The organism is Herbaspirillum sp. Her4, from assembly GCF_057961335.1.
This window is the reverse complement of sequence record NZ_CM176330.1, coordinates 1,820,390-1,835,761: the sequence shown is the minus strand read 5'-3', so window position 1 is coordinate 1,835,761 and position 15,372 is coordinate 1,820,390. Positions and strand designations below refer to the sequence as shown.

The 15,372-nt window shown below is 63.9% G+C and carries 13 protein-coding genes; 2 read left to right on the top strand and 11 right to left on the bottom strand.

Annotated features, from left to right (window positions below):
* From ACWFUC_RS08400 to ACWFUC_RS08360, 9 genes are all read right to left on the bottom strand, one after another.
* Entirely contained in the window at positions 1-1,263 is a 1,263-nt protein-coding gene (locus ACWFUC_RS08400) for an EAL domain-containing response regulator (RefSeq protein ID WP_288069361.1), read from the bottom strand.
* On the bottom strand, positions 1,241-2,416 hold the full coding sequence (locus ACWFUC_RS08395; RefSeq protein WP_121042976.1) for a protein-glutamate methylesterase/protein-glutamine glutaminase: 1,176 nt from the start codon (positions 2,414-2,416) through the stop codon (positions 1,241-1,243). The genes ACWFUC_RS08400 and ACWFUC_RS08395 overlap by 23 nt, the downstream gene beginning before the upstream one ends.
* Positions 2,413-3,402 (bottom strand): CheR family methyltransferase, encoded by a 990-nt coding sequence (locus ACWFUC_RS08390; protein ID WP_489624636.1) that lies wholly within the window; start codon positions 3,400-3,402, stop codon positions 2,413-2,415. The genes ACWFUC_RS08395 and ACWFUC_RS08390 overlap by 4 nt, the downstream gene beginning before the upstream one ends.
* 4 nt (positions 3,403-3,406) lie before the next feature.
* A complete protein-coding gene (locus tag ACWFUC_RS08385; RefSeq protein WP_209533566.1) occupies positions 3,407-3,982 on the bottom strand; it encodes a chemotaxis protein CheW in 576 nt (191 codons plus the stop codon).
* A 75-nt stretch (positions 3,983-4,057) separates the two neighbouring features.
* Entirely contained in the window at positions 4,058-5,878 is a 1,821-nt protein-coding gene (locus ACWFUC_RS08380; protein ID WP_489624635.1) for a methyl-accepting chemotaxis protein, read from the bottom strand.
* Positions 5,879-5,919: 41 nt separating this feature from the next.
* Complete coding sequence (locus ACWFUC_RS08375) at positions 5,920-8,124, bottom strand: chemotaxis protein CheA (RefSeq protein ID WP_489624634.1); 2,205 nt, start codon at positions 8,122-8,124, stop codon at positions 5,920-5,922.
* Positions 8,121-8,435, bottom strand: coding sequence for an STAS domain-containing protein (locus ACWFUC_RS08370; RefSeq protein WP_039785201.1), 315 nt, complete (start codon positions 8,433-8,435; stop codon positions 8,121-8,123). Before ACWFUC_RS08370 ends, ACWFUC_RS08375 begins: the two co-directional genes overlap by 4 nt.
* A gap of 42 nt (positions 8,436-8,477) precedes the next feature.
* Positions 8,478-8,846, bottom strand: a complete 369-nt coding sequence (locus ACWFUC_RS08365) for a response regulator (protein ID WP_039785198.1) — start codon at positions 8,844-8,846, stop codon at positions 8,478-8,480.
* Positions 8,847-8,863: 17 nt separating this feature from the next.
* Positions 8,864-9,976, bottom strand: a complete 1,113-nt coding sequence (locus tag ACWFUC_RS08360; RefSeq protein WP_134135500.1) for a chemotaxis protein — start codon at positions 9,974-9,976, stop codon at positions 8,864-8,866.
* Positions 9,977-10,400: 424 nt separating this feature from the next.
* Between ACWFUC_RS08360 and ACWFUC_RS08355 the strand changes: the two genes are divergently transcribed.
* Positions 10,401-11,042, top strand: a complete 642-nt coding sequence (locus ACWFUC_RS08355; protein WP_489624633.1) for a deoxynucleoside kinase — start codon at positions 10,401-10,403, stop codon at positions 11,040-11,042.
* A 7-nt stretch (positions 11,043-11,049) separates the two neighbouring features.
* The gene (panB, locus tag ACWFUC_RS08350; RefSeq protein ID WP_134135504.1) at positions 11,050-11,877 is read left to right on the top strand and encodes a 3-methyl-2-oxobutanoate hydroxymethyltransferase; all 828 of its coding nucleotides are present in this window, start codon (positions 11,050-11,052) and stop codon (positions 11,875-11,877) included.
* Positions 11,878-11,962: 85 nt separating this feature from the next.
* Here the strand turns inward: panB and dnaJ are convergent, their stop codons facing one another.
* Together dnaJ and dnaK are read right to left on the bottom strand one after the other, a co-directional pair.
* The gene (gene dnaJ / locus ACWFUC_RS08345; protein ID WP_121042964.1) at positions 11,963-13,090 is read right to left on the bottom strand and encodes a molecular chaperone DnaJ; all 1,128 of its coding nucleotides are present in this window, start codon (positions 13,088-13,090) and stop codon (positions 11,963-11,965) included.
* Positions 13,091-13,342: 252 nt separating this feature from the next.
* Positions 13,343-15,283: a molecular chaperone DnaK gene (dnaK, locus tag ACWFUC_RS08340; RefSeq protein WP_121042962.1), complete on the bottom strand. Its 1,941-nt coding sequence runs from the start codon at positions 15,281-15,283 to the stop codon at positions 13,343-13,345.
* Positions 15,284-15,372: the final 89 nt, after the last annotated feature.

Genomic DNA, 15,372 nt, shown 5'->3' with positions numbered 1-15,372 from the left:
TCAAACCGAGCCGCCCGTGGCGGCACCCTTGCCCAGCGGCCGCAATTCACCGAGACGGCGATGATGCCCCTTCAGCCACAGCGGCAATTCATTGGCCGGCATGGGCTTGCCGATCAGGTAGCCCTGCCCCAGGCTGCAACCGAAGTCCTGCAGCAGACGCCAGTCTTCCATCGTTTCCACCCCTTCCGCCACGGTCACCAGTTCCAGCCGCTGGGCCATATCCAGCGCGGACTGCAGGATCACGCGCAGGTTCTTGCGGTCATGCGCACCATGGACGAAGGAGCGGTCGATCTTCAGTTCGGTGAAGGGGATGCGCGCCAGTTGCTGCATCGACGAGAAACCGGTGCCGTAATCGTCAATCGACAGGCCGAAGCCCTTCAGGCGCAGCCGCGCCAGCATGCCCAGTGAATTGCCCTTGTGCGCCACCACCGAACTCTCGGTGATTTCCAGCACCACGTTCTCGGCCGGCAGCGCGTGCTTGTCCACCAGTTCCAGAATGCGATGCAGGAAGTCCGGCTGCTCCAGCGACAGCGGCGAGAGATTCACCGCCACCTTGATCGCCAGGCCCCGGCTATGCCAGACGGCCGCCTGCGCCATGGACTGGTCCATCATGCTGATGGTGAGATCGTGGATCAGGCCGCACTGCTCGGCCAGCGGAATGAAGCGGTCCGGCGGGATCATGCCGCGTTCGGGATGGATCCAGCGGGCCAGCGCTTCCACGCCCTTGAGGATGCCGGTCTGCACGTCCACCTTGGGCTGGAAATAGGGCAGTACCTGGCCGCCACCGATGGCGGTGCCGAGGTCGCTTTCACACATGGAAGGCTGGGGATCATCATCGGCGTGGGCACCGCCGCCACGCGGACGGAAGGATTGCAATGCGGCGCGCAGCTGGCCCTGGTTGAGCGGCTTTTGCAGCACCCCGATCAGGTTCATGCCCAGGGCCTGGATCATGGTCTCCACCGACAGCAGCAGCGAGGTCTCGCGGCTGGAGGCGACGATCAGGGGAATGTCGATGCCCTTCTGCTGCAATTGCTGGATCAGCTCGATGCCATCCATGCCCGGCATTTCCAGGTCGATCACCGCCAGTCCGGGCGGCAGCTTGAGCAGCGCCAGCAGATCCAGCGCCTCGTTGCCGTTGCCGGCCTCGTAGATCAGATCGACGCCCAGGTCCTGCAGCAGCGACACGCTATGCTGGCGCTGCAGGGCACTGTCGTCGACGACCAGCGCGGATTCGATCAGCTCATTGAGATTCTCTAGAGGCATATTGTTCTATCACTGCGGAGATATGATCGAGCGGGAGGACGTCACCGACGCCGCCCATGTGTATCGCTTCTTTCGGCATGCCGAAGACCACGCTGCTGGCCTCGTCCTGGGCATAGGTGGCGGCGCCGCAATCGGCCATTTCCCGCATCCCCCTTGCGCCATCGTCCCCCATGCCGGTCATGATGATGCCCACTGCATTGCTGCCCGCGGCCTTGGCCGCCGAGCGGAACAGCACGTCCACCGAAGGCTTGTGCCGGCTCACCAGCGGGCCATCCAGCGTTTCCACATAGTACTGCTGGCCATCGCGCCGCAGGACCAGATGCCGGCCGCCGGGCGCGATCAGCACGCGCCCCGGCAGGACCAGATCGTGATGCTCGGCTTCCTTGACCTCGGCACCGGAAATGCGGTGCAGGCGTTCGGCAAAACTGCGCGTGAAACGCTGCGGCATATGCTGCACCACCACGATGCCGGGACAGCGGCCAGTCAAAGGCTTGAGCACCCGCTCCAGTGCCTGCGGCCCCCCGGTCGAAGCGCCGATGGCGACGATGCGCGCCGTCAGCGGACGATAGCCGTCCTCCGGCCCCGGCGCTGCCAATACTGCATCGGCGGTATGACGCTGCAGCACCGCAGCCCAGCCGTCATCATGCAGCATTTCGCGAGCGGCTGCTTTGACCGGGCGCAGCTTGAGCACGGGCGATACAGGCCGTGCCGCAATGGCCGCCATCGCGCCCCTGCCGCCGGCCCCGGCCAGCGCCGCGGCCCGGATGGCGCAAGCCAGTTCGTTGACCGCTTCATGCAGGAAATCACGCACGCCCAGTTGCGGACGGGCAATCACCGACACCGCACCGGCGGCCAGTGCTTCGGCCGTGATATCGCCGGCACCGCCGACCCGCGCACTGCACATGATGACCGGCGTGGGCCTGCTGGCCATGATCTGGCGCAGGAAGGTAATGCCATCCATGCGCGGCATCTCGATGTCGAGCAGGATCACGTCCGGCCACTCCTGCTGCATCTTGCGCAAGGCAAACACCGGATCGGGCGCGGTCCCGATGACGCGGATGTCGGCAGTCTGCGCCAGCAGCTGCTGTACCAGCTGGCGCACCACCGAGGAGTCATCGACCACCATGACGCGGATGGCTGATGGTGCGTTCATGGCGGCCTCCGGTAGATGGAAGGGGAATGCATCAGCAGATCGAGCTCCATGCCGTGCAGCGATTCCGAATGGCCGACCACCAGGTAGCCGCCCGGCCGCAGGCGCGCGATCACATCGCGCAAGACCTGCAGCTTGGTCTCGCAATCGAAGTAGATGATGACGTTGCGCAGGAAGATCAGGTCATACAGGCCATCGTCGTGTTCGTCCAGCGCAGTCAGGTTGCGCTGGGCGAATTCGACCTTGGCGCGCAGGTCTGCCTGTACCAGGAAATGGCCTTCGTATTCGCCGGTGCCGAGCAGGCAATAACGGCGCAGATACAGGCGCGGAATGTTCTGCCCGCGCGCCATCGGATAGAGCGCGCGGCGCGCGAAGCGCAGCACGCGCGTGCTGATGTCGGAGCCGAATATCGACCAGCTGCCGGCGGGCCGGTGATGGTCCAGCAGCATGGCCAGTGAATAGGCTTCCTCGCCGGTGGCGCTGGCCGCGCTCCAGACGCGCAGATGCTGGCGGTCGCGCCAGCGTGGCAGGAGATCCTGCGTCAGGAAATCGAAATGGCCCTGTTCGCGGAAGAAATAGGTTTCGTTGGTGGTGATGAGATCGATGGCGCGCTGACGTTCCTCGGCCCCCTCGGCACTCGTGATGAGGCGGTGATACTGTGCCAGTCCGCGCAGGCCGAGTTCCTGCAGTCGATGGCTGAGGCGGCTCTGCAGCAGGGCCTTCTTGGACAAGGGCAAGTGCAGCCCGATATCCTGCTTGAACAGTTTCTGGAACAGCAGCATGTCGTGATCGCTGACCTCGGGGTCGGCAGATCCGCTGGCCGGTGCGATGGCGGGCACCACCGGCGTCACCGGAATGACGGCAGCAGACGCCGCCTGAGCCCCACGCCCGGCATGCAGACCCGGCACGCTGCCAACAGCCGTGGCCACACCGGCACTGCTGCCGTGCGTGCTGTCGCTGCTGCCTGCCAGGTTGCCGGGTCGGGGCATGGGCCTACTCCCTTTCCGTTTCTGCCGACAGCACCGGCACACCGCCCAGCGCATCCTCGGCACTCATGCCCAGCAGGCTCGCCAGTTCATCTACCGACAGGACGCGCTGCACATCGAGCACCACGATGAAACGCTCATTGACGTTGATCATGCCCTCGATGAAATCGGCGCGGATGCCGGCACCGAATGACGGACGCGGCTCGATGTGATCAACACCGATGCTCAGCACCGCGCTGACCGCATCGACCATCACGCCCAGCAACAGCAGTTGCTCGTCCTGGACCAGTTCCATGATGATGATGCAGGTACGTTTGGCCTCCATCGTGGGGGCACGGCCGAAGCGCACCGACAGGTCGATCACCGGCACCACCGAGCCGCGCAGGTTGATCACGCCGCGCAGGAAATCAGGCATCAGCGGCACTTCGGTCAGGCCGCCGAATTCGATGATCTCGCGAATGCTGGCGATGGGCATGGCGAAGCTTTCCGTTCCGACCAGGAAGGTCAGGAACTGGCGGCTTTCGATGACCTCTTCCTGCTGCCGCTTGCGGACGGATTCGCCATTCAACGATACGCTGGGCATGGCCTGCTCTCCTTGCTGCCGCGCTGTGCGCGCGGCGGATTGATACGGGACAAGTTCAACGCCATGGCACGCTCCTCAGAAACGCTTGAACGAAGATTCATCCACGCCCGGCGCATCCTCATCCACATCCAGCATCGACAGGCGGCGCGTGCTCTCGTGCCCGCCCTGCGCAGCGGACTGAGCGCGTCTGCCGCGCCGCCCGCCGGATTCCGGTACGCCACCGGCCGCACCGCGCACGCCGGGCTTCTGCAATTCATCCACGCGGAAGAAGCGCATCAGGTCCTGCAGATGGATGGCCTGTGCGCTCATTTCTTCCGAGGTCGCGGACAATTCTTCGGAAGCCGAGGCCGTCATCTGCGTGGTCTGCGCCATCTGGTGCACGGCATTGTTGATCTGTTCCAGACCGGTCGACTGTTCCGCCGAGGCGGCGGCGATTTCCTGCACCAGGTCGGCGGTCTTGCGGATCGAGGGCACCATCTGGTTGAGCAGGCCGCCGGCCTTTTCGGCCAGACCGACACTGTTCTCGGCCACCGCGATGATTTCCTGGGCGGCGGTCTGCGAGCGTTCGGCCAGCTTGCGCACTTCGGCCGCGACCACCGCAAAGCCCTTGCCGTGCTCGCCGGCGCGGGCCGCTTCAATGGCAGCGTTGAGCGCCAGCAGATTGGTCTGGTAGGCGATGTCATCAATGATGCCGATCTTGCTGGCGATCTGCTTCATCGCAGCCACGGTCTCGCGCACGGCTTCGCCGCCTTCGGTCGCCGCACTGGCCGAGAGGCTGGCGATGCCATCGGTGGTGCGGGCGTTGTCGGCGTTCTGGGCGATGGTGGCGGTAATCTCTTCCACCGAGGCGCTGGTTTCCTCCACATTGGCAGCCTGTTGCGAAGCATTGTGCGAGAGCGCCTGCGAAGACGAGGAAATCTCTTCCGAGGCCGAGGCCAGCGCACTGGCTGTACCGCTGACATCACCGATGACGTCGGTCCACTTGTTGACCATCTGCTGAGTGCTGTAGAGCACGCTGACCTTGTCGTTCTTGCGCAGTGGCACGGTGACTGTCAGATCGCCCTCGGCCACGCGGCGCAGGACGCTCATGGCATCGCGCGGCTCGCCGCCGATCTGCGAACGGATGGTGCGATAGGCAAACCCGAGGCAGGCGAACAGCACTACCACCGAGGCGGTCAGCAGCCAGAAGATCTTCTGTTCCAGTTCGGCATACTCGCGGCCGGCCCTGAGCACACGGGCTTGCGTGCGTTCGTCGACCTGGCGCAGGAAGTCATTGATCGGGGCCATCACGCGGCCGAACAGCGCACGGTAGGTCTGGTCGAAGACCAGCTCCTGCGCCATGGCCTGGTTGGGCGCACCGACCACGGTGAACTTGCCCTCGCCATCATCGAACTCGCCCTTGACCGCATGGAAGGCGGTGATCTCGATGCGCGAGAGCTGGTCGCCCAGCTTCAGGGCTTCCTGCATCTTGGCCAACTCCTGTTCGGTGAAACCGGCTTGCTTCATCAGCTCGCTCAGCGGCACCGTCTGGGCACCCGCCTCCACCGGCAGTTTGCGGGCACTGACCAGATCCCAGTTGAAACGGTCGTAGTTGGAAGGCCGCGCGCGCTTGCCATTGCGGATGTCCAGGATCATGTAATAGCGATCCTCGTCATTGGGGTCGCCCGTGGTCACGTAGGCGCGCGCGAACTTGGTCATGTCCTCGGTGGTGCGGCGCAGTTCATTGGCCAGCGCGGCGGAGTCGTAACGGGACTGATGCGCTTGCTCCAGCGCACTATTGGCCTGGCGCAGCGTATCGGTAAGGCTGATCACCACCGCCACCAGGATGGACAGGACTACACCCAGCCAGATGAAGATCTGCTTGATGCTCATCCTGTTGGTCATCGATTCTTGCATGCTCGCTTCCCCTCGTGGTGCGGGTCCCTTGATCGGGCCCGTCATGGCGCCGACGCCACACTGCGTTCGGCGTAGGCCGCCGTATTGCCTTGTTCCTGTTGCTGGGTGTGCTGCACCAGGTGCGGAATATCCAGGATCAGCGCGACCCGGCCATCACCCAGAATGGTCGATCCCGACAATCCCTTGACCTTGCCGAACAGCCGCCCCAGCGGTTTGATCACCGCCTGGCACTCGCCCAGCAGACCATCGACCAGCAGCCCGGCGCGCAATTGCCCGTACTGGACGATCACCAGACTCTTGCGCGCACGGGCCTGTTCCCGCGCAGGCAGGTCGAACAGCTCACGCAGCGGGACAAACGGCAAGGGCTCGCCACGGACCGCGACGATATGGCTGCCGTTCTGGCGCGGCGGCATGTCGATGCACTCCACCACCATGTCCAGCGGAATCACGAACACCGCATTGCCGACCACCACCTGGAAGCCCGAGATGATGGCCAGTGTCAGCGGCAGGCGGATGCGGACCACGGTGCCACGCCCGGGTTCGGTATCGATGGCCACCTCGCCCTGCAGGGCATCGATGTTGCGCTTGACCACATCCATGCCGACACCGCGTCCGGAAAGTTCGGTGATCTGCTCGGCGGTGGAAAAGCCGGGCTCGAAGACGAAGCGGTAGATCTCGGCATCGCTGAGTTCGGCCTCCGGCGTCGTCAGTCCTTGTGCGATCGCCTTTTCCAGAATGCGTGTGCGATCCATGCCCCGGCCATCGTCCATCACCTCCACCAGCACGCTGCCGGATTCATGCATGGCATTGAGCCGCAGCGAGGCCTTGGCCGGCTTGCCGGCGGCAATGCGCTCGGCGGCAGGCTCGATGCCGTGGTCGATGGCATTGCGCACGATGTGCATCAACGGATCGGCCAGGCGCTCCACCATGGATTTGTCCAGCTCGGTCTCGGAGCCGGTCATGGTGAGATCGATATCCTTGTCGAGATCGCGGGCGATGTCGCGCACGATGCGCGGGAAGCGCTGGAACACCTCATTGATCTGCACCATCCGCAACGTGAGCGCGGCATCGCGGATCTGTTCCATCAGGCTGTCGATGGCCTGGGTGGCCTCCTCGAACTGGCTGTCCTTGCGGCGTCGGGCAATCAGGCGCGCACTGGCACCGGCGATGACCAGCTCGCCCACCAGGTCGATCAGTTGGTCCAGCTTGGAGACCTCGATCTTGATGAACTTCTGTTCCTGCGCACGCCGCTCGTCCAGCGGGCGCGGCCGAGCACCGGCGCCGGGCGCGGCCGCCGGCACTGCGGGGGCGGCGGCGTCAGCGAGCGTGGCTGCGCCCAGGCAGCGCCATTGGGCTTCGGTGAACAAGTCCAGGCTGCGCCATTGGGCGGCCAGGCGCGCCGCATCGTCGGGGGCGAGCCGCTGCAGCACCGTCGCATACGCCGCCAGGGGACTCTGCGGCGGCAGGATATCGATGCGGCTGTCATCGCGTACGAATTCGAACACGTCTTCCAGCGTCTGCCGGGTGGAGTCGGAGGCCAGGCAGATTTCCACGCCCAGGTAGCAGCTCTCGGCATCCATGGCCGCCGCTTCGGGAATGTCTGCCTCCACCGGCAGGATGGCGACGATGCGGCCCAGCGAACGCAGGTAGTGCAGGAAAGACAGGGGATCGAGTCCATCACGCAGGACATTCTCATTGAACTGCAGCGACAGGTGCCAGTAGGGATAATCGGCCGTCGCCTGCAGGGCCGCGTCCCGGTGGGCATCGCCGCCGTGGGCCGCGTCCGCGGAGGCAGTGCCGGTGAGCCGCTGCAGCAGCCGTGCCGGCTCGCTGGCCGCCTCGCCCGGTGCGCTGGCCGACTGCGCGACCTCGGCCAGTGCAGCCAGCAGCGTGGCTCGGCGTTCGGCATTGGGTTCCTCGGCTTCCTGGTTGCGCTCGATGGCATCGACCAGGTCACTGACGTAATCGCCACACTGCAGCAGCAACGACATCATGGGCGCGTTCAGGGGCAGGCGTTCTTCACGAACCAGATCCAGCACATGCTCCACCTGGTGCGTGAACTGCACGATGCTGTCGAAGGCGAAGAGGCCGGCCGAACCCTTGATGGTATGGGCGGCGCGGAAGATGGCGTTGATGCTGTCTCGGCTCGGTCCTTCCATCTCGATCTGCAGCAAGGCCGCTTCCATGGCCACGAGCAGTTCGCGGGCTTCCTGGACGACGGCATCGCGGGCGGAGTCCTTTTTCATGCGGCCTCCACGGCAGGGCTGAAGCGCTCATGCAATTGCAGCAGGTCCAGCGTGGCCAGCACGGCCGGACTGTAGACACCGATCTCCAGCTGCCGTCCACCGGCGGCCAGCTCGCGCCGCAACAGCAGCAGCAGCTGGATACCGGCCGTATCCAGCTCATCCACGCCGGACAGGTCGAGCACCACCTGCGTCTGCGGCAGCGTCAGGGCGTGCAGCAGCTCCGGCTTGCGCTCGGCCGCCTGGAAAATGGTCAGTCCGCCGCTCACGGTGAGCAGCAGCCTGTCTTCTTGCACGGAATACGTCAGCGGCATCGTCGGGTTCTCGGCATTCTCTTCAAGGGTCCGTGGTATGGCTCACGGCTGTACCAGCTTGGCTACGGCATCGAGCAGCACCGGCGGCAGGAAGGGCTTGTGCACCCAGGCGCGGATGCCGGCGGCCTTGCCTTCCTGCTTGCGCGCTTCGCTGCTTTCGGTAGTCAGCATGATGACGGGGGTGAATTTGTAGGCAGGCATCTGCTTCATCTCGCGCACGAAGGACAGCCCATCCAGATTGGGCATGTTGAGGTCGGAAATGACCAGATTGAACTTGCGGCCATCCAGTTTCTTCAGCGCTTCCAGGCCGTCAGCCGCTTCTTCGACCTGATAGCCGGCGCTCTTCAGGGCTGCCGTGATGGTCTGCCGCAGGCTGAAGGAATCGTCGACGATCAATATGCATTTTTCCATCTCGGTGCCTCGTGATCTCAGAAAAAATCCACCTGCGACGGTGGCGCGGGATGGCCCTGCTGGCCGGCATGCATCTGGCGTTGTTCCTGGGTGGTATAGGTCTTTTCAAGATCAGTCAGCCACTGCTGCGGCGAGGGCAGCGCCCGCGCCTCGGCGGCCGCGTTGCGCAGGCGCAGGATGTCCTGCTGCACGTGATCCAGGATCTGGCTGATGCGGTCCTGGAATTGCAGGTGGACCAGGATGTCGCACACTTCGCGGTCGACTTCGCGGCCTTCGTCTTCCAGCGTTTCCATGGTCGTGGTGAGCTTCATGGCGGAGTGGCGGAAGTCGGCGATGATCTGGTCGATCACGGCGCGCGAGTTTTCGGCGATGCCTTCGGTATCAGCCGCATCCCCGGTGGCACCGATGGCCGCCATGATCTGCTGGCGCGCGCTCTTGGCGCGGGCAGCGATCTGGCGGCTGTTCTCGGCCGAGCGCTCGGCCAGTTCCTGCCAGCTCTGCTCGTCGCTGAGCAGATCGGTCACGCCGGTCTGGCCGGCCAGTTGCTCGTTCTGCTGGGCCAGGCGGCGAATCTCGTCATTGGCCGCCATCAGGCTGTCGAACTTGGTCACCAGCACCTGGCGCGAGGCCAGCATGCCTTCCAGCGCCGAGGCAATCGCACCCAATTGTTCAGCAGCGTGCTGCACGGTCTGCAGGATCTCGCCGTTGGCGCTATGTCGGGCGGGGTCCAGTGCGCCGCCCAGGCGCTCGTGGATGCCGACGAAGCGGGCCGTCAAGCCGTCGATGGCCGATTGCGTCTGGGCCCGCGCCAGTTGCACATTGCCCTGCCACACCGGCAGCACTTCTCGGACCAGTTCGGCCAGTGGCGCGGTGCTCGCAACTGCGCCAGCCGGCTCGGCTGCCATCACCGGCTCTCTCTGCAGCCCGCCAGCAAGCGCTGCCGCAGGTGGCAAGGATGGCTGCGGCGCGGCCATGGCGGGCACCGCCGGGGCGGGCAGGCAAGTCAGGTAGAAGGCCCCGCCGATCAGCAGGCCGACCAGTGCCCCCAGCCACCAGTGCTGGGCCAGCATCATGAACAGCAGCAGATTCACCAGGCACAGCATCGGCAAGATATTGCGAAGCGATTTCACAGCCACGTTTTCCTGTTGGTTGTTGTCAGCTCGGGGCAAAGCGCACGGCCATGATCGCGATGCACACAGCCCGCCCTTGACGGTGTTTACGGCAACTACGGGCGCTTCTTTGGCAAAACCGCCCGGTGCGCAGGCGAAGTTGGCGGCGACAAAGGCGATTCAGCCCCCCTGCACCCACTGCCGCCCGGCACTAATGCAGCTTGCAACGGGTCTATCCTGCGCGCACTGACCCTCAGCCTATTGTGCTGGCTGCCCGGGTCTCGCCTTGCGTGGAATAAAGGCCGAATTCCGGTTGAGTTGTCTGCACCAACGGACAATCATCGAAAAGTTGCCAAGAATCAACAAAAAGCCAGGTCGGCCATTCAGGCCGGCCGCAATGAAATCAACTACAATGCCGCACCCGGCGTGCCGGGGGAAAGACACCATGGAACTGGAAAGCTATCGCTACATCGCAATCGACGGCCCGATCGGGGCTGGCAAGACTTCGCTGGCCACGCGCCTGTCGGCGCTCTGGGGCGCACAGGCCGTGCTGGAGCAGCCGGAAGGCAATCCCTTCCTGGCCGAGTTTTACCGGGATGCTGCACGGCATGCCTTCCAGACCCAGGTTTTTTTCCTCCTGCAGCGCATGGGGCAGTTGCAGGCACCGCTGGATCCGGCGCAGCTGGAGGGACGCTTCATTGCCGACTTCATGCTGGAAAAGAACATCCTGTTCGCCCAGCTGACCCTTGCCGGCGATGAACTGGCGCTTTATGACGCCTTGTATCGCCAGTTGCAGCCCAAGGCGCGGGTGCCGGACCTGGTGATCCACCTGCAGGCACCGGCCGATGTTTTGCAAACGCGCATCACAACGCGGGGGATCGCCATGGAGGAAGCCATCTCCCTGGATTACCTGCAACGGCTGTCGGAGTGCTACAGTCAATTTTTCTATCATTACCAAGACGCGCCGGTACTGACCGTCAACACCGAGCATCTGGATCCGGCCCACAGCGATGCCGATCTGGCCATCCTGCTGCAGCACATCCAGGAGATGCACGGGCCGCGCGCCTTTCTCAATCACGGAGGTTGAATCTTTCATGGCAGGCTATCTTCAGGAATCGGGCGCGGCACGCGCCAAGCCGGTGACCACCCACACCCTGCAGGCGATGCGCGCCAAGGGCGACAAGATCAGCATGCTGACCTGTTATGACGCCAGCTTCGCCACGCTCATGGAGCGCGCCGGGCTGGAAACGGTGCTGATCGGCGACTCCCTGGGCATGGTCTGCCAGGGCCATGATTCGACCCTGCCGGTGACGATCCAAGATGTGGCCTATCACACGGCGGCCGTCGCGCGCGGCACCCGCACCATGCTGATCATCGCCGACCTGCCCTTCGGCACCTACCCGACCCGCGAGGAAGCCTTCCGCAACGCCGCGCTGCTGATGCAGGCGGGCGCGCAGATGGTCAAGCTGGAAGGCGGCGTGTGGCTGGCCGATACCATCAAGTTCCTCACCGAGCGCGGCATCCCGGTGTGCGCGCACATTGGCCTGACGCCGCAGTCAGTGCACCAGCTGGGTGGCTTCAAGGTGCAGGGCAAGACCAGCGATGGCGCCACGCAGCTGCATGCGGATGCGCTGGCGGTACAGCAGGCGGGCGCTTCGCTGGTGGTCATCGAAGCGGTGCCGGCCACGCTGGGCAAGGAAGTGACCGACCGCCTGGCCATCCCCACCATCGGCATTGGCGCCGGCCCCGATTGCTCGGGCCAGGTGCTGGTGATGCATGACATGCTGGGCGTGTTCCCGGGCCACAAGAGCCGCTTCGTGCGCAACTTCATGGACGGGGCCAGCGGCATCGAGGAGGCGGTGCGCCACTATGTGGCGGCCGTGAAGGATGGCAGCTTCCCGGCACAGGAGCATTGCTTCTGAGGCCCTGATTCAGGCTGTGGACAAGAAAAAGGCCAGCGAGATCGCTGGCCTTTTGCTTTGCTGCCGATGATGCAGATGCTGCTGATTACTCGAAGAATTCTTTGACCTTGTCCTTCCAGGTCTTGGTCTGCGGGCTGTGCTTGGCGCCGCCTTCGGTGGTGAGCTGCTCGAACTCGCGCAGCAGTTCCTTCTGGCGATCGGTCAGCTTGACCGGGGTCTCCACCACGACGTGGCAGAACAGATCACCCGCGTAACCGGAACGCACACCCTTGATGCCCTTGCCGCGCAGGCGGAAGGTCTTGCCGCTCTGGGTGCCTTCGGGAATGGAGAAGGACGCCTTGCCGTTGAGCGTGGGAGCTTCGATCTCGCCACCCAGTGCCGCCTTGGCGAAGGAGATCGGCATCTCGCAATGCAGGTCGTCACCATCGCGCTGGAACACGTCGTGCGGCTTGATGTGAATTTCCACATACAGGTCGCCCGGGGGACCGCCATTGACGCCCGGCTCACCGTTGCCGGAGGAACGGATGCGCATGCCGTCGTCAATGCCTTCGGGGATCTTCACTTCCAGCGTCTTGTTGCGCTTGATGCGTCCGGCACCGGCGCAGGTGGTGCAGGGTTCCGGAATGATCTTGCCGCTGCCGTGGCACTTGGGGCAGGTCTGCTGGATGCTGAAGAAGCCCTGTTGCATGCGCACCTGGCCATGACCGCCGCAGGTGGTGCAAGTGACCGGCGAGGTGCCGGGCTTGGCGCCGCTGCCGTGGCAGGTATCGCACTGGTCCCAGGACGGCACACGGATGGTGGTGTCGAAGCCGTGCGCAGCCTGTTCCAGCGTGATTTCCAGGTTGTAGCGCAGGTCGGCGCCGCGATAGACCTGCGGGCCGGAGCTGCGGCCGCGGCCACCGCCGCCGCCAAAGATATCGCCGAAGATGTCGCCGAAGGCATCGGCAAAGCCACCCGCGCCGGCACCGCCGCCGCCACCCATGTTGGGGTCGACGCCGGCATGGCCGTAGCGGTCGTAGGCCTCGCGCTTCTGCGGGTCCGACAGCATCTCGTAGGCTTCCTTGACCTCCTTGAACTTGTCTTCCGCGCCCTTGCTGTCCGGGTTGCGGTCAGGATGGTACTTCATCGCCAGCTTGCGATAAGCCTTCTTGATTTCGTCGTCGCTGGCGTTCTTCGCCAGTCCGAGCACTTCGTAAAAATCGCGTTTTGCCATGTTGTATAACCCACCTTGTTATTGTGTTCCGTCGCTGCTGCGATGGCCTGCATCTGCGGCCGCGCAAGCACGACCGGAAACCAACAATGTGAAAAAGCCGAGTTCAGCTTTTGACTGCGGACTCGGCGTACCGGCCTGGCCGAAAAAACAACCCGGCCGGGTGGATGCTTCTCAAAAATCCGCCCGGGCTGCGGAAAAACCGCACCCGGGCGCGAGCGCTGACCTCCGATGAAACGAGGCGTCAGTCCCGGATTACTTCACTTCCTTGAAGTCGGCGTCGACCACGTTGTCGTCCTTCGGGGCTGCACCGGCGGCACCGGCCTGAGCACCTGCGGCGCCCGCAGCACCACCGGCGGCAGCGGCTTGCGCCTGCTGGTCGGCGTACATCTTCTCGCCCAGCTTCTGCGCCGCGGTCGACAGGGCTTCGGTCTTGGCATCGATGGTGGCCTTGTCGTCACCCTTCAGGGCTTCTTCCAGGTTCTTGATGGCGGCTTCGATGACTTCCTTCTCGCCGGCTTCCAGCTTGTCGCCGTATTCGCCCAGGGCCTTCTTGGTCGAGTGCACCAGCGCATCACCCTGGTTGCGGGTCTCGGCCAGTTCCTTCAGGCGCTTGTCTTCCTCGGCGTTGGCTTCGGCGTCGCGCACCATCTTTTCGATCTCTTCTTCATTCAGGCCGGAGTTGGCCTTGATGGTGATCTTGTTTTCCTTGCCGGTGGCCTTGTCCTTGGCGCCCACGTGCAGGATGCCGTTGGCGTCGATGTCGAAGGTCACTTCGATCTGCGGGGTGCCGCGCGGTGCCGGCGGGATGCCTTCCAGGTTGAATTCGCCCAGGGCCTTGTTGCCCACGGCCATTTCACGCTCGCCCTGGTAGACCTTGATGGTCACGGCCGGCTGGTTGTCGTCGGCAGTGGAGAACACCTGGCTGAACTTGGTCGGGATGGTGGTGTTCTTCTTGATCATCTTGGTCATGACGCCGCCCATGGTTTCGATACCCAGCGACAGCGGGGTCACGTCCAGCAGCAGCACGTCCTTGCGGTCGCCCGAGAGGACCGAACCCTGGATCGCGGCACCGACGGCCACGGCTTCGTCGGGGTTCACGTCACGGCGCGGATCCTTGCCGAAGAATTCCTTCACCTTCTCGATGACCTTGGGCATGCGGGTCATGCCGCCGACCAGGATCACGTCGTCGATGTCAGACACCTTCACACCGGCGTCCTTGATGGCGGTACGGCAGGGTTCGATGGTCTTGGCGATCAGTTCCTCGACCAGAGACTCCAGCTTGGCGCGGGTGATCTTCAGGTTCAGGTGGACCGGCGCGCCATTGGCCATGGCGATGTAGGGCTCGTTGATCTCGGTCTGTTGCGAGGACGACAGCTCGATCTTGGCGCGTTCGGCCGAAGCCTTGATGCGCTGCAGGGCGATGGCGTCCTTGGACAGGTCCAGGCCGTTGATCTTCTTGAATTCCTCGATGATGTAGTCGATCAGGCGCTGGTCGAAGTCTTCGCCGCCCAGGAAGGTGTCACCGTTGGTGGACAGCACTTCGAACTGCTTTTCGCCATCGACGTCAGCGATTTCGATGATGGACACGTCGAAGGTACCGCCGCCCAGGTCATACACGGCGATCTTGCGGTCACCCTTTTCAGCCTTGTCCAGGCCGAACGCCAGTGCCGCTGCGGTCGGCTCGTTGATGATGCGCTTGACGTCCAGGCCGGCGATGCGGCCGGCGTCCTTGGTGGCCTGGCGCTGGGCGTCGTTGAAGTAGGCCGGAACCGTGATGACGGCTTCGGTGACTTCTTCGCCCAGGTAGTCTTCGGCGGTCTTCTTCATCTTGCGCAGGACTTCAGCGGAAATCTGCGGCGGGGCCAGCTTCTTGTCGCGCACGCCGATCCAGGCGTCGCCGTTGTCGGCGGCCACGATCTGGTAGGGCATCAGGTTGATGTCCTTCTGCACTTCCTTTTCGGTGAACTTGCGGCCGATCAGGCGCTTGGCGGCGTAGATGGTGTTCTTCGGGTTGGTGACGGCCTGGCGCTTGGCGGGTGCGCCGACCAGGATTTCGCCGTCTTCCTGATACGCAATGATGGAAGGCGTGGTACGCGCGCCTTCGGAGTTCTCGATCACCTTGGGCTGGTTGCCTTCCATGACGGAAACGCAAGAGTTGGTGGTGCCCAGGTCAATACCAATGATTTTTCCCATGATTTTTCCTTCGTTCTTTCAGCCCTGGATGTCGGGCTACAGGTGTTTTGAATGGTTTGAATATGTGGAGGAAAGACTGACTTTCAAGC